We start from the raw sequence: 21,606 nt of genomic DNA, 5'->3' as shown, positions 1-21,606 counted from the left end.
GGGCCGCCCGGCCCGTCCACCACCGACGCCGCCTGTCCGCCGCCACGCGGTCAGGCGCGTTTCCGCCCCCTTCCCCGCTCCTTCCCGTTGCGGCCGTTCGGCGCAATCCCCGCGCCCCGCTCCCATTCCTCGGCAGAAATCGGGTGCTGAAAGGAAGACACGTTAAACTCTCACCTCGCGTGGTGCGCCGCCCGCACCCGCCATCCATCGCCAGACGCGAGCCTGACGGCCCGCCCCCCGACCCATGGAGTGAGTGTCAATGAGCGGCGGACTTCCGTTTCCCGCATCCCGCATGTCGTTCCCGTCGTCGACGGTCATGGTCGCTCTCGCGGCCGCCGCACTGCTGTCCGGCTGCGGGCTGCTGCCCGTGCAGAATCCGCCCGCCCCGATCAGCGAGGCGCTCGTCGAGCCCATCGGCGAAACCGCCGGCGAACCGCTGACGATGCCGCCCGTCCCGCCGCTCGTGCAGCCCGAAGGACAGGAAGCGCCGAAAAAGCCGCACCGCGAGGTGACGCGCCCGAAGCCCGTGCAGCGCCCCGAATCGCCCACGCCGCCGCCCCCACCGCCGCCTCCGCTCGTTGCAACGCGTCCGATCGAGCGTTCGCAGATCCACGCGCTGCTCGACAGCGAAGTCGCCCGCCGCAACGGCAAGGTGGTCGGCCGCGCGGTCGACATGGTCGTCGACGCGGGCGGCAAGCCGCGCGAGATGATCGTCAATCTGCAGGGCTTCATGGGCATCGGCGACCGTAAGGTCAGCTTCCCGTGGAGCGTGTTCCGCTTCACGCCGGGCGGCAAGCAGGAGCCGATCGTGCTCGACGTGCCGGCGGGCGAACTGCCGGCCGCCGCACGGCCCAAGGCCGTGCCGCTGTCGGGCTCGGCCGCGGCGTCGCCGGCGACGCGACTGCCGATGCTCGACAGCGACGTCGAACGCCCGAACGGCACGAAGATCGGCCGCGTCATCGACGTGCTGATCGACCGCGGCGCGCAGCCGCAGGCCGTCGTGCTCGACCTCGGCGGCCTCGTCAATACCGAGCGACGCTCGATTGTGGCCAGCTGGGGCGCGCTGCGCTTCGTCACGCGCGACAAGGCGCTGCATCCGCAGCTCGACCTGAACGACGCGCAGATCAAGGCGGCGCCGCCCTATGCGGCCGACAAGCCGATCGTCGTGGTATCGCCACCGCCTGCCGCCGCGCCGGCTTCGCCTGCGAGTGCTGCCCGATGACGATCAAGCATGCCGTCAGCGTGCGCAGCCTCCGGGCGCTCGACTGGCTCAACTTCTTCGTTGCAAACGTTCAAACCGGATTCGGGCCGTTCATCGCGTCCTACCTCGCGTCGCACAAGTGGACGCAGGGCGAGATCGGCATGGTGCTATCGATCGGCACGATCAGCGCGATGGTCAGCCAGGTGCCGGGCGGCGCCGCGGTCGATGCGCTGAAGAACAAGAAAGGCGCGGCCGCATGGGCGATCGCGGCCATCATCCTGTCCGCGGTGCTGCTCGCGTCGAGCCCGACGATCGTGCCGGTGATCGCGGCCGAGGTGTTCCACGGCTTCGCGAGCTGCATGCTGGTGCCGGCGATGGCCGCGATTTCGTTTTCGCTGGTGGGCCGCGCCGACCTCGGCGACCGCCTCGGCCGCAACGCGCGCTGGGCCTCGATCGGCAGCGCGGTGGCCGCCGGCCTGATGGGGCTCACCGGCGAGTATTTCTCCGCGCGCGCGGTGTTCTGGCTGACCGCGGTGCTCGCGTTGCCCGCGCTGTTCGCGCTCGCGATGATCCAGCCGACGCACGAAGTGATCCCGCATGCGTCGAAGCCCGACGAGCGCGACGATGCCGACGAAGGCGAGGATCGCGAGACGCTGCTCGAGCTGTTGCGCGATCGCCGGATGCTGACCTTCGCGGCGTGCGTCGTGCTGTTCCACCTGTCGAACGCGGCGATGCTGAACCTGGCGGCCGGCGAAGTCACGGCCGGGATGGGCGAGAACGTGCAGCTCGTGATCGCCGCGTGCATCATCGTGCCGCAGGCGATCGTCGCGATGCTGTCGCCGTGGGTCGGCCGCTCCGCGCAACGCTGGGGCCGCCGGCCGATCCTGCTGCTCGGCTTCTCCGCGCTGCCGGTGCGCGCGCTGCTGTTTGCCGGCGTGGGCAGCCCGTACCTGCTGGTGCCGGTGCAGATGCTCGACGGCATCAGCGCGGCCGTGTTCGGCGTGATGCTGCCGCTGATCGCGGCCGACGTCGCCGCCGGCAAGGGCCGCTACAACCTGTGCATCGGGTTGTTCGGCCTCGCGGCCGGCATCGGCGCGACGCTCAGCACGGCAGTGGCCGGCTACGTCGCCGATCACTTCGGCAACGCCGTCAGCTTCTTCGGGCTGGCCGCGGCCGGCGCGCTGGCCGTGCTGCTCGTGTGGCTCGCGATGCCGGAAACGCGCGTCGAAAACGGCGACGCGAACGTCGGCGAGCCGGCGCCCGCGTCGCCCGAACAGGCGCACTGACGCCGCGCTGCCGTCCGCTGTTTCCCCGACCGACCAGATGAATACGATCAGGACATTCAACGAAGCCCGCCGGCAGATCCAGCAGTCGATCTTCGATCTGCTCAAGGGGCTGACCTTCGGCGAACGGCTCGCGCAAGGCGCGCTGATGGCGCTGCAGGCCGTCTGCAGCGCGTGCCTCGCCTTCGCGATCGGCCGCGCGCTGCACACCGAGCAGGCCGTGTGGGCCGCCATTACGGCGATCGCCGTCACGCAGCACAACTACTCGGACACGATGTCGCTGTCGCGCGACCAGTTCATCGGCGCGATGATCGGTGGCCTGACGGGCTTCGCGGGCGCCGCGCTCGGCGGCGACCGGCTGCTCGCGTATGCGATCACGGTCGCCGTTGCGATCGTCGTGTGCTGGTGTCTGAACGTGGGGAGTGCCGCACGGCTCGGCGGCGTGACCGCGACGATCGTGCTGCTGTTTCCGGGCAACGGCCCGCTGTGGGACATTCCGCTGATGCGGCTAGGCGAAGTGGCGCTGGGCACCGTGTGCGCGCTGGGCGTGTGCTGGGCGATGTCGCTGATCGAGCGACGCTGGTTTCGCCGCGCCGCGGGCTAGGGCCGGCCGCACGCGAGGCGATTGCCGGGGCGCCGGCCCCGGCAGCCTGATGCGGCAGCGATCGGGCGAAACGGTTAGGGGCCGACCCGCAACACGATGCCCGAGCCGATCTGCACGAGCAGATAATCGCCGCCGACGCCGACCCACTGATAGCCGCGCGGGGGCGCGCTCAGATGGTAGCCGCGCCAATCGTCGACGACGTACTGGCGATCGCGGAATTCGGGCGGCAGCCGGTCGCCCCGGTGCCAGTCGCGGCGAGGCTGATCGGCCCAGCGCGGCGGTACGTCGTCGTCGCGATGCATCGCCTGACCGGGCGGCATGTGCTTCGGGCCGTGGCCGCGGTGCATGCCGGGGCCGCCGTGATCGCCGTAGTTGCCCTGGTTGCCGTGACCTTGCGCCATCGCGGCCGGCGCCGCGAAACCTGCCGCGACCAGCGCGGCCAGCATCATCCCGTGCATCTTCGTCATCGTTCTTCCCTCCGTGTCGTCATGCCGAACAGGAAACAACCGGACCTGCACGATCAAGGCTAGCACATGGCACGCGGGGCGCACGGCGCATGTGCCGAACGTCAGGCCGCCTGCTGCTGATACTGGATTCGATGCAGATGCGCGTAGAGCCCGCCGTGACGCAGCAATTCGTCGTGGCTGCCGGACTCGACGATCTTGCCGGCCTCGAGCACGAGGATGCGGTCCGCGCGTTCGATGGTCGACAGCCGGTGCGCGATCACGAGCGTCGTGCGCCCTTCCATCAGCCGTTCGAGCGCGGCTTGCACGTGACGCTCGGATTCGGAGTCGAGCGCGGAGGTCGCCTCGTCGAGGATCAGGATCGGTGCGTCCTTGTAGATCGCGCGCGCGATCGCGAGCCGCTGCCGCTGGCCGCCCGACAGGCGCATGCCGTTGCCGCCGACCAGCGTGTCGAGCCCGTCCGGCATCGCGGCGACCGCGTCGGCGAGGTTCGCGGCTTCGAGCGCGGCCTGGACGCGCGCGCGGTCCGGCGTCTGCCCGTACGCGACGTTCGCGGCGATCGTGTCGTTGAACAGCACCACGTCCTGGCTGACCATCGCCATCTGCCCGCGCAGCGCGTGGATGTCGAAGTCGCGGACCGGCACGCCGTCGACCAGGATCGTGCCGCCGGTCGGATCGAAGAAGCGCGGCAGCAGGTTCACGAGCGTCGTCTTGCCGCTGCCGGACGGCCCCGCGAGCGCGATCATCTCGCCCGGCGCGACCTTGAACGAAATGCGGTCGAGCGTCGGCCGCTCGGCCGCGCCGTAGTCGAACGACACGTCGCGGAATTCGATCTCACCGCGCGCATGCGGCAGCTCGCGGCCGCCGCCCTGCGGCTCGGCCGGCTCGTCGATCAGCCCGAAGATCAGCTCGGCGGCGGTCATGCCGCGCTGCAGCGGCTGGTTCACGTCGATCAGATGCTTGAGCGGCGAAATCACCAGCAGCATCGACGTGACGAACGCGACGAAGCCGCCGACCGTCGTCTGGTCGTTCGTCGACTGCACGACCGCGATCGTGATCACCACCGCGAGCGCGATCGACGCGAGGAATTGCGTGAGCGGCTGCGCGAGGCCGCCGGAGATCGTCATGCGCATCGCATAGCCGCGCAGGCGCTTGCTCATCGAGGTGAAGCGGTCGAGTTCGTACGCTTCGCCGTTGTGCACCTTGACGACCTTGTACCCGCCGACCGTCTCCTCGACGATGTACGACAGCTCGTTGGTCAGCGTCTGGTGCTCGCGGTTCAGGCGGCGCAGGCGGCGATTGATCTTGCTGACCAGCCAGCCGATGCCCGGCAGGATCACCGCGACGATCAGCGTGAGCCGCCAGTTCAGGATGAACAGGTAGCCGAGCAGGAACACGACGGTCAGCGAATCGCGCACGAGCGTGACCATCACGCCGGTCAGCACCGACAGGATCTGGTTGACCTCGAACACGATCGCGTTGATCACGGTGCTCGCGGTCTCGCGCTGGAAGAACGACGCGCCCGTGTGGATCATCCGCTGGAACATCTCGAGCCGCAGCTGCAGCAGGATGCGGTTCGATACGTAGTTGAGCAGGTAATTGGACGCGTACTGCGACACGCCGCGCACGAGCGCGAGCCCGATCACCGCGATCGGCACGTACCATTTCGCGCGATCGCTGCCGTGCGAACCGAACCCGTGGTCGAGCAGCGGCTTGAGCAGCGCCGGAATGCCGGCCTCGGTGGCGGCGACGACGCCCATCGTCATCACGGCGAGCACCACGATGCCGATCAGCGGCCGGATGTACGGCCACAGGCGCTTGAGGACCGTGACCGGCGACGTGCTGGCGCCGTCCATCGGTTTGCGAAGAGTGTTCTGGGTTTCCAAGGCAATCCTTCTTGAGCCGCGACGCGGCGCCCGGCGCGTCGGCGCCAGGGATTCGCCTCGTCCGGCGGGTGCCGAAAAAGGCCCAACATTATAGCTGCACCGCCCCCGCGGGCACGGCCGCTGCCGACGCGCGGGTATACTCCCGCTCACCGTTTTCTCCGCCCTTTCGACGATTTCATGGCAGAACCCACCCTCGGCGTCGCTCTCATCGCCCTCAACGCGGCCGCGCGGCTCGCGCAATGCCTCGACGCGTTGACCTTCGCCGACGACATCGTCGTGATCGACGGCGGCAGCACCGACGATACCGTCGCGATCGCCCGCGCGCACGGCGCGCGCGTGATCGTCGAGCGCGACTGGCCGGGCTTCGGTCCGCAGAAGAACCGCGCGCTCGATGCGCTCGACACCGACTGGATCCTGTCGCTCGACACCGACGAGGTGGTGAGCCCCGAACTCGCCGAATCGATCCGCGCGGCGATCCGCGCGCCGGCCGCGCAGGTCTATGCGCTCGACCGGCTGTCGAGCTTCTGCGGCCAGTGGATCCGCCACAGCGGCTGGTATCCGGACTGGGTGCCGCGGCTGTTCCGGCGCGGCATGGCGCGCTTTTCCGACGATCTGGTGCACGAACGGCTCGTGTTCGACACGCCCGCGCAGCGACTGGCCGGCAAGCTGATGCACTATTCGTACGAGGATTTCGAAACGGTCGTGCGCAAGCTCGATGCCTATTCGACCGCGGGTGCGCGCCAGCGCCGCGCGGCCGGCCAGCGCGGCGGCTTCGGCAAGGCGCTTGCGCGCGGCGCATGGGCGTTCGTGCGCACCTACGTGCTGCGGCGCGGCTTCCTCGACGGCCGGGCGGGCTTCATGATCGCCGTCTTCAACGCGGAAACGGTGTACTACCGGTTCCTGAAGCTCGGCCACGAAGCGGCGCGCTGAGCGCCGCCGCATGCCGGACATCCGCGGGAGCCGGCGTGCGGGAATCGGGCCGGCCCGGCGTTACAATGCCGGGCTGCCCGCGCGGCGCGAGCCCTGCCCCGCGCCGCCGACACGACGACCACCGACTCGACCTGCCATGTTCTCCATCATCATTCCGACCTGGAACAACCTGCCGTACCTCAAGCTCGTCGTCGACAGCCTGCGCCGCCATTCCGCGTTCGACCACCAGATCATCGTGCACGTGAACGACGGCTCGGACGGCACGCTCGACTGGGTGCGCAGCGAAGGCATCGAGCACACCGCGTCGCCGGCCAACATCGGCATCTGCCACGCAGTGAACCTCGCCGCCGCGCGCGCGACGCGCGACTACGTCGTCTACATGAACGACGACATGTACTGCTGCCCCGGCTGGGACGCCGCGCTCGTGCGCCGCATCGAGCAGATGCCGACCGATCTGTTCATGCTGTCCGGCACGATGGTCGAGCCGGTCGACACGCGCAATCCGTGCGTCGTCGTCAGCAATTTCGGCCGGGATGCCGAACATTTCGACGCGGCGGGGCTGGTCGCGGCCGCGCCGCGACTCGCCCGCGCCGACTGGCTCGGCTCGACGTGGCCGCCGACGCTCGTGCACCGCGACTGGTGGCACCGCATCGGCGGCTACAGCAGCGAGCTGTCGCCCGGGATGAGCAGCGACAACGACTTCTCGATGAAATTCTGGGATGCCGGCTGCCGGATCTTCCTCGGCGTCGGCGACAGCCTCGTCTATCACTTCCAGCAGAAGAGCACCGGCAAGATCGTCAAGAACGACGGGCGCCGTCAGTTCCTGAACAAATGGGGCATGACGCAGGCAACCTTCGACCGCTATTACCTGCATCGCGGCGAAGCCGCCGGCTCGCGCGTCGCCCTCGACACGCCGGCCGTCGAAGGGCGGCTCAAGCGTGCGCTGCTGCGCTCGCGGATCAAGCGCGCGTTCAGCTGAGTCGGCCCCGGCAACGATGCTGAGGCCCGGGCGGCTTCGCGTATACTGCGCGCTTCGCCCCCGGGTGCCGGCGTAGCGCGCGGCAACAGCGCGACGCCCGCACGCCGCATTCGTTCATTCGACAGGTTCCGATGCTTTCGTTTTCCGCCTCCGCCACGCGGCGCCTCACCGCCGCCCGCGCCTTCGCCGTCATCGCGCTCTGCATGGTGCCCGTGTCGACCGCGCTGACCAACGTGTTCTGCGGACTGTTCGCGGCCGCGCTCGTCATCTCTCCTGAATTCTGGCGCGAGCTGCGCTCGTTCGTCACCGAGCCGGCGTCGCTCGCGGCGCTGCTGATTCTTGCGGCGCTCGCCGCGAGCATCACGTACACGGTCGCGCCGCACCCGAAGGCGTGGAACTGGGTCGCCAAGTACGACAAGTTGCTGTTGCTGCCGTTTGCCGCGCTCGCGTTCCGCCACTCGAACTGGGCGCCGATCGTGCGCCGTGCGTGGTTCGGCACGCTGTGCGTGATCCTGGTGCTGTCGACGACCAACTATCTCGGGCTGACTTCGATCGGGCCCGCGCATTCGACCGAGCTGCCGCTGTCGCGCGCGTGGGTGTTCAAGAACCACATCGCGGCCGGGATGTTCGGCGCGCTGCTGTTCTACCAGGCCGCCGACCTCGCGCTGTCGGCGCGCAGCGCGCTCGCGCGCGCGGCCTACGCCGGCGTGGCCGCGTGGTCGCTGATCAACGTCTTCGTGATGCTTCAGGGCCGCACCGGGCAGGTGATCGCGCTGCTGCTGATCCTCGTCGTGGCCGTGCGGTTCGTGCTGGTGTTGCGCCGCCAGTCGCCGCTGCGCGCCAGCCTCGCCGCGGGCGCGCTGGTGCTGGCGGGCGCCGCGCTCGTCGCCGCTGCTTGTACCGTGCACAACGGCCGGCTCACGAAGGTCGTCTCCGAAGTGCAGCAGTACCGGCAGACCGACGCCGTGACGTCGACGGGGCTGCGTCTCGAGTGGTACAAGAAGGGCCTCGAGCTGTATCGGATGCGTCCGGTGATCGGTTACGGCGCCGGCGGCCTCGAGTTCGAATTCCAGAAGCTCGCGGCCGGCAAAACGGCCGCCGAAGGCCAGCTCACGTCGAATCCGCATAACGAGTACCTGTTAATGGCCGTGCAGCTCGGCACGATCGGCGTGCTGCTGTTCGTGAACCTGATCGTGCAGATCGCGCGCGGCAGCCGTGGGCTGGATCCGCGCTCGAAGCATCTGCTGCTCGCGTGGCTCGCGATTTTCACGATCGGCAGTCTCGCGAACTCGCTGCTGCTCGATTTCGCCGAAGGACATCTGCTCGTGCTGCTCGCCGGCATCCTGCTCGGCTGCGGCGCGGCGCGCAGCGACACGCTGCCGCGCGAGACGGCGGCGCTGCGGCGCAGCGCCTGAGGCTGGCGGTTGGCGGTTGGCGGTTGGCGGTTGGCGGTTGGCGGTTGGCGACTGGCGACTGGCGGTCACAGAGTCGCCTGCCGCACCGTCTCGTGTACGGCGGCACGCGTGCGTCGCCGCCCGTATTCAGCTCTGTAAACCGTGCGGCTGGTACGCGTCAGTCCCGACGCGCCCGATCGAGCCGCGACGTATCGATGATCACACCCGCCGGGTCCGGCGGATTCAGCCCGAGCATCTCGGCCGCCGCGGCCTTCACGCGCTGCGCGCCGAGATTCGCGAGACAGTCGCTGCGGCTGTCGACGTGACGCTCGCAGCCCTCGTGCCGGCACGGCACGCAATCACCTTCGCCCTGCAGCAGCCACACGTTGCCGTGCCGGCCTGAGCCGCGCAACGCCCACGGATTTTCGGTCGGCGGCCAGTGCTGCGGCCACGGCCCCCAGCGCACCGGATCGGACGGGCCGAACAGCGCGATCGTGTCGGTTCCCGTCGCGGCCGCGACGTGCGTCGCGCCGGTATCGGGGCCGATGAACAGGCGTGCGCGCCGCACCAGCTCCGCGCTCTCGCCGAACGTGAGGCGGCCGACCAGATTCAGCACGTCGCCGCCCGCCTCGGCCGCGACCTGCTCCGCATATTCGCGCTCGCGATCGGCCGGGCCGCCCGACAGCGCGACCGCGAATCCCTGCCCGCGCAGCCAGTCGATCATCTCGACCCAGCCGTCGAGCCGCCATTGTTTGTAGCGGAACATCGGATACGGATGCAGCACGACGAGCGGCCTGCCGTCGCGAATCGCCGGCGATTCCGCGAGCCACGCATCGAAGCGCGCGCGCCGCGCCGGGTCGTCGCCGATTCCGGGCGCAACGACCTCCGACACCGGCTCGATGCCGATCACCGGCGCGAGCGCGAGCGTGCTGACGACCGTGTGCGCGGATTCGTGGTGATTGATCGCGATTCCGTCGAGCATCATCCGCGTGAGCCACGTGACGCGATTCGGGTCGACGAGGCCAACGCGCTTGCGGCCGGCAAACCAGCTGTAGAAGCGCGGGCGGTCCGAACTCAGTGCCGCGCAGGCGAGATCGTAGCGGCGCCAGATCGACAGCGCGTCGCGCAGCCGCTCGCTGAACCGCGCGCGCTGGGCGACGACGATCACACGCCGCACGTCCGGGTTGTGCTCCAGCACGCCTTCGGTGCCGCGAAACACCAGCATGTCGATTTGGGCGTCGGGCCAGCGCGCCTTGAGCGAACGCACGAGCGGCGTCGTCAGCAGCACGTCGCCGATCCGGCGCGGTGCGGCAACGAGAATGGTTCTGGGCGGGCGGGCGGAGGAAAACAGGGCCACGGCGATGGATCCGGCTAGCTGGCTGAACAAGGCTCGCAATGTACAGGATTTTGCGGCGGCAGGCGTGGCGTACTGGCGATGGACGGCGATCACATCTGGGCACGGTGCGGGCTTGGGGCTTGGGGCTTGGGGCTTGGGGCTCGCGACCCGGCGCATCCACGCCATGCCTCATCGAAGCTTCACAAGCCGCCCAAGGTGTTCCGAGTGCGGCAAGCAGCGCGATGCGCCGCGCCGGCCAGCAAACCCTGCACCCGCAGCGGCGCAAAACCCGCGCAACGCGCGTTACGAAGCCGACGCGCGAGCAAACTCAGCCGTTGCGCCACCCGGCGGCAGCGCACGCTCCGGCGCTGCATCAATCTGCACGGGCTGCGTCAACAGATGGCGCACCGCACGCTCCAGCGTGTCGACGCCGATCGCTTCCACCGTCGCACCGGCCCGCAGAATCATGTGCGGCACGCCGACCGGATGCCAGCGCAGATACTTCTCCGGACGGTCCTCGAACAGCGCGGCGACCGGCACACCGAGCGCCGACGCCAGATGCACCGGTGCGCTGTCGGCCGACACGATCACGTCGAGCAGGCTCGCCGCCGCCATCATCTCCGCGACCGACGGCGGCGCGACGTGCCGCGCGTCCACGTCTCGCCACGCGTGCGCATCGGCATCGTGGGCGGCCGACACGACCGGATCGCGGAACACGATCACATCGGCAATCGCGCCGAGCCGCCGCGCCAGCTCGCACCACCGGTCGGCCGGCCAGCGGCGCTCCGCCGCCTTGTTCGACACGAACAGCCCGACGCGCGGCTTGCCGCGCGGCCCGAGCAGTCGATGCCAGGTGTCTTGCAGCGCACGATCCGGATAAACGGACAGCGCGAGACCGTCGAGATTCGTATGACCGAGTTCCGGCACGAGCCGGAAGCCCGACAGTGCCTCATGGGCGATCGGCCGCGTCGCGACGTGATCGGGCTTGCGATCGTCGAATTCGGAGTCCGCATCGTGCCAGCGGCAGTCCTTGGCGCCGAGCTGGCGCGCGAACTGGATGCTGCTGCGGTGCATGCCGCCATTGGGCACGACGACGAGGTCGAACCGCAAGCGGCGCAGCCGGCGCACGAGCCGCAGCCGGTCGACGAACGCGCGCATGCGCCCAGGACGATCGTTGCGCTCGCATTGCCGGCTATACACGTAGGTATGGACGGTATGCACATGCGGGTTGCCGGCGAGGACTGCCGCGTTGTAGCGGTTCGCGACCACGTGCAGTTCCGCTTCGGGCCAGCGCTGCTTCAAGGCACTCAGAAATGCGGTCGTGCAAAGCATGTCGCCCAGAAAATCAATCCGGATCACGAGGATCCGGCCCCTCGGCTTACCGTTGGCCATCGATGTAATGTAGCTGTCGTTTTTTATCGTTACGGCCGGAGGAAGCCCCCGCCCTACCTGCTGCCCCTGGCGCGGCGCAAAGGCTCGCGGCGCCGCCGCTGGGTGGCGAGCGACCGATTGTATAGCGTCCGGATGACGGCCCCAATCCCTGCCCCGAACAAAACGGCCCGCTGCACCGCGCGATCGCGATGCAGCGGGCCGCAGGCGATCAAGCCGGCAACAAGGCGTTCAGTACGTGATTTCGACGACGCTGCCGCCGAACGTCGCGCGCAGCTCCGCGAGCAACGCGTCGCTCGGCTTCACGCGCCACGCATCGCCCAGACGCATTTCGCCCTGCGCGCGCGCGTTGCTGTAGTGAATCTGCACCGCGAGCCCGTTCGGCAGCGGCGCCTGCGGGCGACGGCCGCCGTCGCGCCCGCCGCCGCGCGGCGCGGGGGCGTCGACCACGTTGGCGGCGCCCGGTTCATCCTTCGACACGTGCGGCTCGAGCACGCGGCGCAGCACCGCCGCATCGGCGTTGCCGTTCATCGTCAGCCGCACCGCCTGCGCATAGCGGCTGCGCGCGCGTTCGAGATCCATCACCGTGTCGGCCGTGAAGCGGATGCCGCCGGTGAACGCGTCGTTACGTGCCTGCCCCTGCACGATCAGCAGCTCGTCTTCCTTGAACAGCGCCTTGTTCGCCTCGAACTGCTCGTTGAAGATCGTGATTTCGCACTGCCCCGACCCATCGTCGAGCGACGCGATCAGCATCTTGCCGCGCTGCGTCATCTGCGTGCGCAGCGACGCGATGATGCCCGCGACGAGCTTGTCGCGGCCTTCCTTCAAATCACCCACCTTCTGCCGCACGAACCGGCGCACTTCGTCGCGATATGCGTCGAACAGGTGGCCGGACAGGTAGAAGCCGAGCGCGCCCTTCTCTTCCTGCAGCCGGCGCTTGTCGTCCCACGCCGGTTCGTCGACGAGCGCGTGCGCGTGCGGCGACTCGGCGCCCATGTCGAACAGGCCGGCCTGCATCGCGTTCGCAGCGGCCTGTTCGGCCGCCTCCATTGCAAGCGGAACCGACGCGAGCATCTGCGCGCGGTTCGGGTTCAGCGAATCGAACGCGCCCGCGCGGATCAGCGCCTCGACCGTGCGACGGTTGACGATGCGCCGGTCGACCCGCTCGCAGAAGTCGAACAGATCGGCAAACGGCTTCTCCTCGCGCGCGCGCAGGATTTCCTCGATCGCATTCTGGCCGCTGCCCTTCACCGCGCCGAGGCCGTAGCGGATCGTGCGCGAACGCGTGCCGTCGGCCTGCGCAACCGGCTCGAAGCGGTAATGCGACTGGTTGATGTCGGGCGGCAGCACCACGAGGTTGTTCGTGACGCAATCGTCGAACAGGATCTTCACCTTGTCGGTGTCGTCCATCGCGAGCGTCATGTTGGCCGCCATGAATTCGGCCGGATGGTGCGCCTTCAGCCACGCGGTGTAATAAGCGAGCAGCGCGTACGCGGCCGCGTGCGACTTGTTGAAGCCGTAGCCCGCGAACTTCTCCATCAAGTCGAAGATCTCATCGGACTTCTCGCGCGTGAGGCCGTTCTTCGCCGCACCTTCGGCGAAGATCTCGCGGTGCTTGGCCATCTCCTCGGGCTTCTTCTTGCCCATCGCGCGACGCAGCAAGTCCGCGCCGCCGAGCGAGTAGCCGCCGATGATCTGCGCCATCTGCATCACCTGCTCCTGATAGACCATGATCCCGTAGGTCTCTTTCAGGACGGGTTCGACGCGCGGATCCGGATAGTCGACCTTCTCGCGCCCGTGCTTGCGGGCGCAGAAGCTCGGGATCAGGTCCATCGGCCCCGGACGGTACAACGACACGAGCGCGATGATGTCTTCGAAGCGGTCGGGCTGCGCGTCCTTCAGCATGCCCTGCATGCCGCGGCTTTCCAGCTGGAACACCGCGACCGTGTTGGCCTTCTTGAGGAGCTGGAACGACGCCGGATCGTCGAGCGGCACCTGCGCGAGCGACCAGTCGGCCTTGGTCGGGTCGAGGCGACGGATGTAGCGCTCGGCCCAGTCGAGGATCGTCAGCGTCGTGAGGCCCAGAAAGTCGAACTTCACGAGGCCGACGGCTTCGACGTCGTCCTTGTCGTACTGGCTGACGACGCCGGCGTCGTCGCCCTGCGTGTACAGCGGACAGAAATCGGTCAGCTTGCCCGGCGCGATCAGCACGCCGCCCGCGTGCATGCCGACGTTACGCGTGAGGCCCTCGACGCGCTGCGCGAGATCGAGCAGCTGATGCACCTCGTCCTCGTTGTCGTAGCGCTCCTGCAGTTGCGGCTCTTCCTTCATCGCGTCGGCGATCGTCACGTGCTTGCCCGGCTTGAACGGGATCAGCTTCGCAACGCCGTCGGTGAACATGTAGCCGAGATCGAGCACGCGGCCGATGTCGCGCACGGCCGCCTTCGCGGCCATCGTGCCGAACGTGGCGATCTGCGACACGGCGTCCGCACCGTATTTCTCCTTCACGTACTGGATCACGCGATCGCGGCCGTGCTGACAGAAGTCGATGTCGAAGTCGGGCATCGACACGCGTTCCGGATTCAGGAATCGCTCGAACAGCAGGTTGTAGCGCAGCGGATCCAGATCGGTGATGCCGAGCGCGTACGCGACCAGCGAGCCGGCGCCCGAGCCGCGGCCCGGGCCGACCGGCACGCCGTTGTTCTTCGCCCAGTTGATGAAGTCGGCCACGATCAGGAAGTAGCCGGGGAAGCCCATCTTCGTGATGGTCCCGCACTCGAATTCGAGCCGCTTGTAGTAGGTGTCGCGCTGCGCATCGCGCTCGGCGGCATCCGGGTACAGCTGCTCGAGGCGCTTCTCGAGCCCCTCCTTCGACAGCTGGACCAGGTAATCGTCGAGCGACATGCCGTCCGGCGTCGGGAACAGCGGCAGCTTCGGCTTGCCGAGCTCGAGCTTCAGGTTGCAGCGCTTCGCGATTTCCACCGTGTTCGCGACCGCCGACGGAATATCCGCGAACAGCGCGACCATGTCGTCCTGCGTGCGGAAGTACTGAGCGGTCGTGAAGCGCTTCTGGCGCCGCGGATTCGCGAGCATGTCGCCTTCGGAGATACACACGCGCGCTTCGTGCGCGGTGAAATCGTCCTCGGTCATGAACTGCATCGGATGCGTCGCGACGACCGGCAGCTGCAGCGACGCGGCGAGCGTCGCGGCCTGCTGGATGTAGGCCTCGGCGCCCGGCTGGCCGTAACGCTGCAACTCGATGTAGAAGCCGCCGGGAAACACCTCGGCCCAGCGCTGCGCGTGACGGCGCGCGGCTTCCTCGTTACCGGCCGCCAGCGCGAGCCCGATATCGCCTTGCTGCGCGCCCGACAGCGCGAGCAGCCCTTGCGACAACTCGCCGTCGAGCCAGCTCGCGTCGAGCTCCGCCCGGCCGCGGTACTGGTTCGTGAGCCACGCCTTCGACAGCAGCTCGCACAGATTCAGATAACCGGTCTTGTCCTTCACCAGCAGCAGCAGGCGCGACGGTTTGTCGCGATCGTCCGGATTCGTGATCCAGACGTCGCAGCCGGCAATCGGCTTGATGCCCTTGCCACGGGCTTCCTGGTAGAAACGGACGAGGCCGAACGCGTTGCCGAGATCGGTGAGGGCGAGCGCACCCTGACCGTCGGCGGCAGCGGCCTTGACGATGTCGTCGAGACGCACGATGCCGTCGGCAATCGAGAATTCGGAGTGAACGCGGAGATGGACGAAGCGGGGATCTGACATGGGCGATATTGTAGCCGCGTCGCCGCGACGGCTGCCCAAAAAATCCCCGTGCCTGGCCGTTCGGCCGATGCACGCGGCGCCATATCCGAACGGCCAGGTGTCGGAGCGCGACCGGTTTGCGGGATAATACGGGTTTTCGAATCACCGTCCCGGCTTCGCACCCTTTTTTGCGGGGCCGCCGTGCGTGCGCCGCACGGCCGCGGCCGTTTTCCCGTCGGACCATCATGACCATCGTCAACCTCGCCGCCTACCACTTCGTGTCGCTCGACGCGATCGAGCAATGGCGCCCGCTCGTCACCGCCCGCTGCAACGAACTCGGCCTGCGCGGCACGATCCTGCTCGCGCCGGAAGGCATCAACCTGTTCATCGCCGGCCCGCGCGAAGCGACCGACGCGTTCGTCGACTACCTCCGCCACGATCCGCTGTTCGAAGGCAAATTCGCGACGCTGCAGTTCAAGGAAAGCCTGTCCGACTCGCAGCCGTTCCGCCGCATGCTCGTGCGCCTGAAGCGCGAGATCATCACGATGAAGAAGCCCGCGATCAAGCCCGAACTCGGCCGCGCGCCGTCGGTCGACGCGCGCACGCTGAAGGCGTGGCTCGACCGCGGCCACGACGACGACGGCCGCCCGGTCGTGATGCTCGACACGCGCAATGCGTTCGAGGTCGACGTCGGCACGTTCGACGACGCGCTCGACTACCGGATCGACAAGTTCAGCCAGTTCCCCGAAGTGATCGACGCGAACCGCGCCGATCTCGAAGGCAAGACGGTCGTGTCGTTCTGCACCGGCGGCATCCGCTGCGAGAAGGCCGCGATCCACATGAAGGAAATCGGCATCGACCACGTGTACCAGCTCGAAGGCGGGATCCTCAAATACTTCGAGGAAGTCGGCGGCGCGCACTACCACGGCGACTGCTTCGTGTTCGATTACCGCACCGCGCTGAACCCGCAGCTGCAGCCGACCGAGAACGTCACGTGCTTCGCTTGCCGCGCGGTCGTCACGCCGCAAGCGCAGCAATCGCCGGACTACGTGCCCGGCAAGTCGTGCCCGGCGTGCGCGCAGGCCGCAGCGGCCGCGTAAGCACGGGCCGCTGCGGCTCCCGATGAACGGCTACCGCGGCCGCTTCGCGCCGTCGCCGACCGGCCCCCTGCATTTCGGCTCGCTGGTCGGCGCGCTCGCGAGCTGGCTCGACGCGCGCGCACACGGCGGCGCATGGCTCGTGCGGATCGAGGACATCGACGGCCCGCGCACCGTGCCGGGCGCCGACGACGACATCCTCGCGACGCTCGCGCATTTCGGCATGACGCCCGACGAGCCGCCCGTATGGCAAAGCACGCGCGACGCGCGCTATGCGGCCGAGCTCGAGCGCCTGCGCGCCGCGGGCCTCGTCTACCCGTGCGGCTGCACGCGCAAGGAAATCGCCGATTCGCTGCGCGCCGCGCACGAGCGCCATACGACGCTCGCGTACCCGGGCACCTGCCGCACCGGGCTGCACGGCAAACCGGCGCGTGCCTGGCGGCTGCGCGTGCCCGACGGCGCCGACGCAATCATCCGGTTCGACGATCGCTGGCAGCACGAGCAACAGCAGAACCTCGCCACCGAAGTCGGCGATTTCGTGCTCAAGCGCGCCGACGGACAATGGGCGTATCAGCTCGCGGTCGTGGTCGACGATGCCGACGCCCGCATCACCCACGTCGTGCGCGGCGCCGACCTGCTCGATTCGACCGCGCGCCAGATCTACCTGCAACGCTGTCTCGGCGTGCCGACGCCCGCATATCTGCACGTGCCGGTCGTCGTCGCTGCGAACGGCGAAAAGCTCAGCAAACAGACGGGCGCGCTCGCGCTGGAACGCGACGATCCGTTGCCGGCGCTGCGTGCCGCCGCCGCACACCTCGGCCTCGCCGGCGACGGCGAGTTGGCGGGCGACACGCTCGAGTCGTTCTACGCGGCCGCAACCGCTGCGTGGGCACGGCGTTTCGGGCCGCGAAGCGCGTGATGCAAAGCGTGTCGGCGGCTCGCTGCGCGTAGGTCGCAGTCAGCGGCGGCTTGGTCCCTTCGAGCACGGCCTGCGGCGGACGTCGCAAGCCGCTTGTGGCATCGCGCGCCGACCCGAACGCCTCGCACACGGTTGGCAACCGCGCCGCCGTACGCCGCACTGCGGAGGACCGTCGGGAATTGTTGGGAACCGTTGCGCATCGCTGCGCCGCGCCGCCGCAAACCCTTGGCCCAATGAAAAACGGGTGCATGCGCGTCGCATGCACCCGTTGCTGCCACGGCGCTCGCGCGCCGCGGCGACTGCCTGAACCGACCGCTTATGCGGAAGGCTTGCGCGGCATGCCGAACCCGCCGAGCAGCGCGGCGACCTGCCGCTTCGGCCCTTTCTTCTCGGGCTGCTGGACGGACGTCGTCTCCTCGGGTTGCTGCGCCGGCGTCGACGGTTCGTACGGCTTCAGGAAAAAATCGTCGACCGGCGCGTCGTGGCGGCGATGATGACCACCGCGCTCGGCGCTGCCTGAACGACGCGCCGACGCACCGCGATGCTCGTCGCGGTCGCGACGGCCGCCGCGCTCGCTACGTTCGCCGCGCTCATTGCGCTCGTCGTGACGATGGCGGGCCGGCTTGTCGAGTGCGAGCGTCTGCACTTCGAGCGGACGCTTGATCAGCTTCTCGATATCGGCGAGCTGCTTGCGCTCGTTCGGGCTGCACAGCGACAGCGCGTCGCCCGTCGCCCCGGCGCGGCCCGTGCGGCCGATCCGGTGCACGTAGTCTTCCGCGTTGAACGGCAGGTCGAAGTTGATCACGGCCGGCAGTTCGGCGATGTCGAGCCCGCGCGCGGCCACGTCGGTCGCGACCAGCGCCTCGATCTCGCCGCGCTTGAACGCGTCGAGCGCCTGCATCCGCTCGATCTGCGACTTGTCGCCGTGGATCGCCGAGGCCACCACGCCGTCGCGCTCGAGATTGCGCGCGAGCCGGCTCGCGCCGATCTTGCTGTTGCAGAACACGATCACCTGCTTGAGCCCGCGCCCGCGCAGCAACTGCACGACGGCCGCCTGCTTGTCGCCTTCGGCGACGTCGTAGACGATCTGCGTGACGTTCGCGTTGGTCGAGTTGCTGCGCGCGACTTCGATCGTCTGCGGGTTGCGCAGGTAGGTCGACGCAAGCTTCTTGATTTCCGGCGAGAACGTGGCGGAGAACAGCAGCGTCTGACGCTCCTTCGGCAGCAGGTTCAGGATGCGCTGCAGGTCGGGCAGGAAGCCCATGTCGAGCATCCGGTCGGCTTCGTCGAGCACGAGCATCTGGACCTGGCCGAGGTTCGCCGTCTTTTGCTGAACGTGATCGAGCAGGCGGCCCGGCGTCGCGATCAGGATCTCGACGCCGCGGCGCAGCTCGGCCATCTGCGGATTCATGTCGACGCCGCCGAACACGACCGCGCTGCGCAGCGCCGTGTGCTTCGCGTACGCATGCACGTTCGCGGCGACCTGGTCGGCGAGCTCGCGCGTCGGCGTGAGGATCAGCGCGCGCACCGGATGGCGCGCCGGCGACGCGCTCGTGCTGGCGTGCGGCAGCAGCCGCTGGATGATCGGCAGCGAGAAACTCGCGGTCTTGCCGGTGCCCGTTTGCGCGGCGCCCATGACGTCGCGGCCGGCGAGCACGACCGGAATGGCCTGCGCCTGGATCGGCGTCGGCGTCGTATAGCCCTGCTCGACGATGGCTTTCAGGATATCGGGCGCGAGGCCGAATTGATCGAAGGTTGCGTCGGCAGGCTTGGCGACAGAATCGGACATGGTGGCGTTTCGCTCAAAAGGCGCGGCGGGGACATCGTGCGTCAGGCCGGCCGGGCCTGCGCTCATCACATTTCGGAAGTAGACGGAGCCGCGGCGCGCCGCGCGACGCCGCTCTGGCGCCCGGGGCCGGTTCACATCGAACATCGGGCGCCACAGGTCGTGCGGACTCCGTTCGGCGCGAATGCCGGCGGAAAGGGACATATTGTAGCACTGAGCCGGAATCTGTCCGTGACAACGCTGCGAATGGGCTCCCGCGCCGGTTTGTCATGTACGCCGACAAGGCGTCGCGCGGGCAAAACATTCCGATCGGGCGATGGATGAGATTCGGGGCCGTATGGGGCTCGGGGGCTCGAGGGCTCGGGACTCTCGGGACTCTCGGGGGCGCTCCGGTCGCTGAGTCGCTGAGTCGCCGGGCCGCTGGTGGCGCTGGGATCGCTCGAACCCGCGCCGCTGCGGCCAGTCCCCGTCGCGCACCGCGCATGCCGCTGCGGTCACCTACCTTCGCGCACCGCGGCGCGCCAGGCCGATCAACCGCCCCCGCCGACCAGCAACCCCGCACCGTTCAACCCTTCTTCTTTTTCTTCTTGTCGACCTGCACGCAGTCGCCGAGCATCGGCGCGGCATTCGGGTCGGCGATCTCGTCGCGCAACGTCGCCTCCCTGCCCTTCGTCCACCAGGTATAGCGGCCGGCCTGATAGCGCACGCCCGACCCCGAGACGGTGTCGACGAACAGCATCTGCTGCCCGTTGACCGGCACGAGCGCGAAGCTCTGGCCGTTGCCGGCGCGCCAGTACGACACGCGCAGCGGCTGCTTCTCGTTCGCGCATTGGTACACGGTCGGCTGGCGCGCATCGGCGTCGATCTCCTCGACGGTCAGTTGCGCCGCATGCGCGGCCGAAGCAGCGGAAACGGCGGCGCCGGCCAGCGCCAGCGCGACGAAGGTTTGGCGAATCATGCTGGTCCTTGGATGAGACGGTGAGAACGCACGCACGCGGCGTGCGCGGGTCGGAGACGACGCGTCGACGCCCGACGCCCGGGCCATCATGGATCGATGACGTCGGCGCATGCGTCGGTCGGCGCGGCAGCCACATGACCGACCAGCGGGACGATCTTCAGCCCGGCCGATGCGATCCGGCACGGCGCGGCCGCGACGCCGCAGCCGGCCAGGCTCGCCAGCAGCGCGAGCGCGGCGCCGAGCGTCGCGATCCGACCGAGCCGTGACAATCTGGATGCCATCGCGCGCTCCCGGGCGGTCAGCGCGACGACACGGGCCGCACGGCCGCCGCCGCGCGCTTCGCGCGCTCGCGGGCTTCGTCGACGTTCGCCCCGGTCGCGAGCGCGACGCCCATGCGCCGCTTCACGAAGCTCTCGGGCTTGCCGAACAGGCGCAGGTCGGCGCCCGGCACGGCGAGCGCGTCGCGCACGCCCTCGAACGCGATGCCGCGCTCGTCGAGGCCGCCGTAGATCACCGCCGACGCAGCCGGCGAGCCGAGCGTCGGATCGACCGGCAGCCCGAGGATCGCGCGGGCGTGCAGCTCGAATTCCGACTGGCGTTGCGACGCGAGCGTGACGAGGCCCGTGTCGTGCGGCCGCGGGCTCACCTCGGAGAACCAGACGTCGTCGCCGCGCACGAACAGCTCGACGCCGAACAGCCCGCGCCCGCCGAGCGCCTCGGTCACCTTGTGCGCGATGTCGCGCGACTTCTGCAGCGCGGCCGCGCTCATCGGCTGCGGCTGCCACGATTCGACGTAGTCGCCCGCCACCTGCACGTGGCCGACCGGCTCGCAGAAGTAGGTGCGCGTCGCCAGCGTGGCCGGGTCGATCGCACGGACGGTCAGCTGCGTGATCTCGTAGTCGAATTCGATGAAGCCCTCGACGATCACGCGCCCGTGGTTCACGCGGCCGCCGGCCATCGCGTAGTCCCACGCGGCCTTCACGTCGGCCTCGCTGCGTACCACCGACTGCCCCTTGCCCGACGACGACATCACCGGCTTCACGACGCACGGCATCCCGATCTTCGCGACCGCTGCGCTGAATGCGTCGAACGAATCGGCGAACGCGTACGGCGAGGTCGCGAGCCCGAGCTCCTCGGCGGCGAGCCGGCGGATGCCCTCGCGGTTCATCGTGAGCTGCGTCGCGCGCGCGGTGGGGATCACCTCGGCCAGGCCGGCCGCCTCGATGGCCGCGAGCGCGTCGGTCGCGATCGCCTCGATCTCGGGGACGATCAGATGCGGGCGCTCGGCCTCGACCAGCGCGCGCAGCGCGGCCGCGTCGGTCATGTCGATCACGTGGGCGCGATGCGCGACCTGATGGCCCGGCGCGTCCGGATAGCGGTCGACGGCGATGACTTCGACGCCGAGGCGCTGCAACGCGATGATGACTTCCTTGCCGAGTTCGCCCGCGCCGAGCAGCATGACGCGCGTGGCCGAAGGTGAAAGCGGCGTACCGAGCCGCTGACCGATCTGCATGTGATTTCCCGCTGGTTCTGTTGGAGGACGAAACGGCGTCGATGTTAACACGCGCACCGTCGGCGCTTCGGCCCGTTTCGTCGCCGCGTGGCCGGCCCGGGCGGGCGCGAACGTTTTCGCGCA

17 protein-coding genes are annotated in these 21,606 nt (G+C 69.0%); 8 read left to right on the top strand and 9 right to left on the bottom strand.

From position 1 onward, the window contains the following. Positions 1-259 precede the first annotated feature (259 nt). The 3 genes from AK36_RS17770 to AK36_RS17760 are packed head-to-tail and all read left to right on the top strand — an operon-like array spanning position 260 to position 3,088. Positions 260-1,222 (top strand): PRC-barrel domain-containing protein, encoded by a 963-nt coding sequence (locus AK36_RS17770; RefSeq protein ID WP_045578912.1) that lies wholly within the window; start codon positions 260-262, stop codon positions 1,220-1,222. Then, positions 1,219-2,487, top strand: a complete 1,269-nt coding sequence (locus AK36_RS17765; RefSeq protein ID WP_045578911.1) for an MFS transporter — start codon at positions 1,219-1,221, stop codon at positions 2,485-2,487. The genes AK36_RS17770 and AK36_RS17765 overlap by 4 nt, the downstream gene beginning before the upstream one ends. A 37-nt stretch (positions 2,488-2,524) precedes the next feature. Continuing rightward, positions 2,525-3,088 carry an FUSC family protein gene (locus AK36_RS17760; RefSeq protein WP_014723395.1) on the top strand — a complete coding sequence of 188 codons (564 nt, stop codon included), beginning with the start codon at positions 2,525-2,527 and terminating at the stop codon, positions 3,086-3,088. Positions 3,089-3,162: 74 nt separating this feature from the next. Here AK36_RS17760 and AK36_RS17755 read toward each other — a convergent pair whose 3' ends face one another. Then, positions 3,163-3,555 (bottom strand): RcnB family protein, encoded by a 393-nt coding sequence (locus AK36_RS17755; protein ID WP_011885591.1) that lies wholly within the window; start codon positions 3,553-3,555, stop codon positions 3,163-3,165. A 101-nt stretch (positions 3,556-3,656) separates the two neighbouring features. Next, positions 3,657-5,408: a lipid A export permease/ATP-binding protein MsbA gene (msbA, locus tag AK36_RS17750; protein ID WP_041493869.1), complete on the bottom strand. Its 1,752-nt coding sequence runs from the start codon at positions 5,406-5,408 to the stop codon at positions 3,657-3,659. 207 nt (positions 5,409-5,615) lie between these two features. Between msbA and AK36_RS17745 the strand changes: the two genes are divergently transcribed. The 3 genes from AK36_RS17745 to AK36_RS17735 all read left to right on the top strand — a co-directional run bounded on the left by AK36_RS17745 (position 5,616) and on the right by AK36_RS17735 (position 8,762). Next, positions 5,616-6,368 carry a glycosyltransferase family 2 protein gene (locus AK36_RS17745; RefSeq protein ID WP_045578910.1) on the top strand — a complete coding sequence of 251 codons (753 nt, stop codon included), beginning with the start codon at positions 5,616-5,618 and terminating at the stop codon, positions 6,366-6,368. A gap of 136 nt (positions 6,369-6,504) precedes the next feature. Next, positions 6,505-7,347: a glycosyltransferase family 2 protein gene (locus tag AK36_RS17740; RefSeq protein WP_011885594.1), complete on the top strand. Its 843-nt coding sequence runs from the start codon at positions 6,505-6,507 to the stop codon at positions 7,345-7,347. 131 nt (positions 7,348-7,478) lie between these two features. Continuing rightward, the gene (locus AK36_RS17735; protein WP_011885595.1) at positions 7,479-8,762 is read left to right on the top strand and encodes an O-antigen ligase family protein; all 1,284 of its coding nucleotides are present in this window, start codon (positions 7,479-7,481) and stop codon (positions 8,760-8,762) included. A gap of 157 nt (positions 8,763-8,919) precedes the next feature. Here AK36_RS17735 and AK36_RS17730 read toward each other — a convergent pair whose 3' ends face one another. The 3 genes from AK36_RS17730 to dnaE all read right to left on the bottom strand — a co-directional run bounded on the left by AK36_RS17730 (position 8,920) and on the right by dnaE (position 15,231). Further along, a complete protein-coding gene (locus AK36_RS17730) occupies positions 8,920-10,098 on the bottom strand; it encodes a glycosyltransferase family 9 protein (RefSeq protein ID WP_045578909.1) in 1,179 nt (392 codons plus the stop codon). 282 nt (positions 10,099-10,380) lie between these two features. Next, positions 10,381-11,469: a glycosyltransferase family 9 protein gene (locus AK36_RS17725; RefSeq protein ID WP_045578908.1), complete on the bottom strand. Its 1,089-nt coding sequence runs from the start codon at positions 11,467-11,469 to the stop codon at positions 10,381-10,383. A gap of 228 nt (positions 11,470-11,697) precedes the next feature. Continuing rightward, positions 11,698-15,231 carry a DNA polymerase III subunit alpha gene (gene dnaE / locus AK36_RS17720; RefSeq protein ID WP_045578907.1) on the bottom strand — a complete coding sequence of 1,178 codons (3,534 nt, stop codon included), beginning with the start codon at positions 15,229-15,231 and terminating at the stop codon, positions 11,698-11,700. A 224-nt stretch (positions 15,232-15,455) separates the two neighbouring features. Here dnaE and AK36_RS17715 point away from each other — a divergent pair, with 224 nt between their 5' ends. After that, positions 15,456-16,310: a sulfurtransferase gene (locus tag AK36_RS17715; protein ID WP_014723400.1), complete on the top strand. Its 855-nt coding sequence runs from the start codon at positions 15,456-15,458 to the stop codon at positions 16,308-16,310. A 22-nt stretch (positions 16,311-16,332) separates the two neighbouring features. After that, positions 16,333-17,226: a tRNA glutamyl-Q(34) synthetase GluQRS gene (gene gluQRS, locus AK36_RS17710; protein WP_011885600.1), complete on the top strand. Its 894-nt coding sequence runs from the start codon at positions 16,333-16,335 to the stop codon at positions 17,224-17,226. A 316-nt stretch (positions 17,227-17,542) separates the two neighbouring features. On the opposite strand, the gene AK36_RS17705 is transcribed toward gluQRS, so the two are convergent. From AK36_RS17705 to purT, 4 genes are all read right to left on the bottom strand, one after another. Next, positions 17,543-19,015 carry a DEAD/DEAH box helicase gene (locus tag AK36_RS17705; protein ID WP_461610038.1) on the bottom strand — a complete coding sequence of 491 codons (1,473 nt, stop codon included), beginning with the start codon at positions 19,013-19,015 and terminating at the stop codon, positions 17,543-17,545. A 562-nt stretch (positions 19,016-19,577) separates the two neighbouring features. Beyond that, positions 19,578-19,970: an MliC family protein gene (locus AK36_RS17700; protein ID WP_014723404.1), complete on the bottom strand. Its 393-nt coding sequence runs from the start codon at positions 19,968-19,970 to the stop codon at positions 19,578-19,580. Between the two features lie 86 nt (positions 19,971-20,056). Beyond that, positions 20,057-20,251: a DUF6726 family protein gene (locus AK36_RS17695; RefSeq protein ID WP_011885603.1), complete on the bottom strand. Its 195-nt coding sequence runs from the start codon at positions 20,249-20,251 to the stop codon at positions 20,057-20,059. A gap of 17 nt (positions 20,252-20,268) precedes the next feature. Next, on the bottom strand, positions 20,269-21,483 hold the full coding sequence (purT, locus tag AK36_RS17690; protein WP_045578906.1) for a formate-dependent phosphoribosylglycinamide formyltransferase: 1,215 nt from the start codon (positions 21,481-21,483) through the stop codon (positions 20,269-20,271). Positions 21,484-21,606: the final 123 nt, after the last annotated feature.

The sequence above is a fragment of the Burkholderia vietnamiensis LMG 10929 genome, from assembly GCF_000959445.1.
Classification (GTDB): Bacteria; Pseudomonadota; Gammaproteobacteria; order Burkholderiales; family Burkholderiaceae; genus Burkholderia; species Burkholderia vietnamiensis.
Note: the sequence above shows the minus strand (reverse complement) of the source record. Positions and strands in the feature narration are given on the sequence as shown.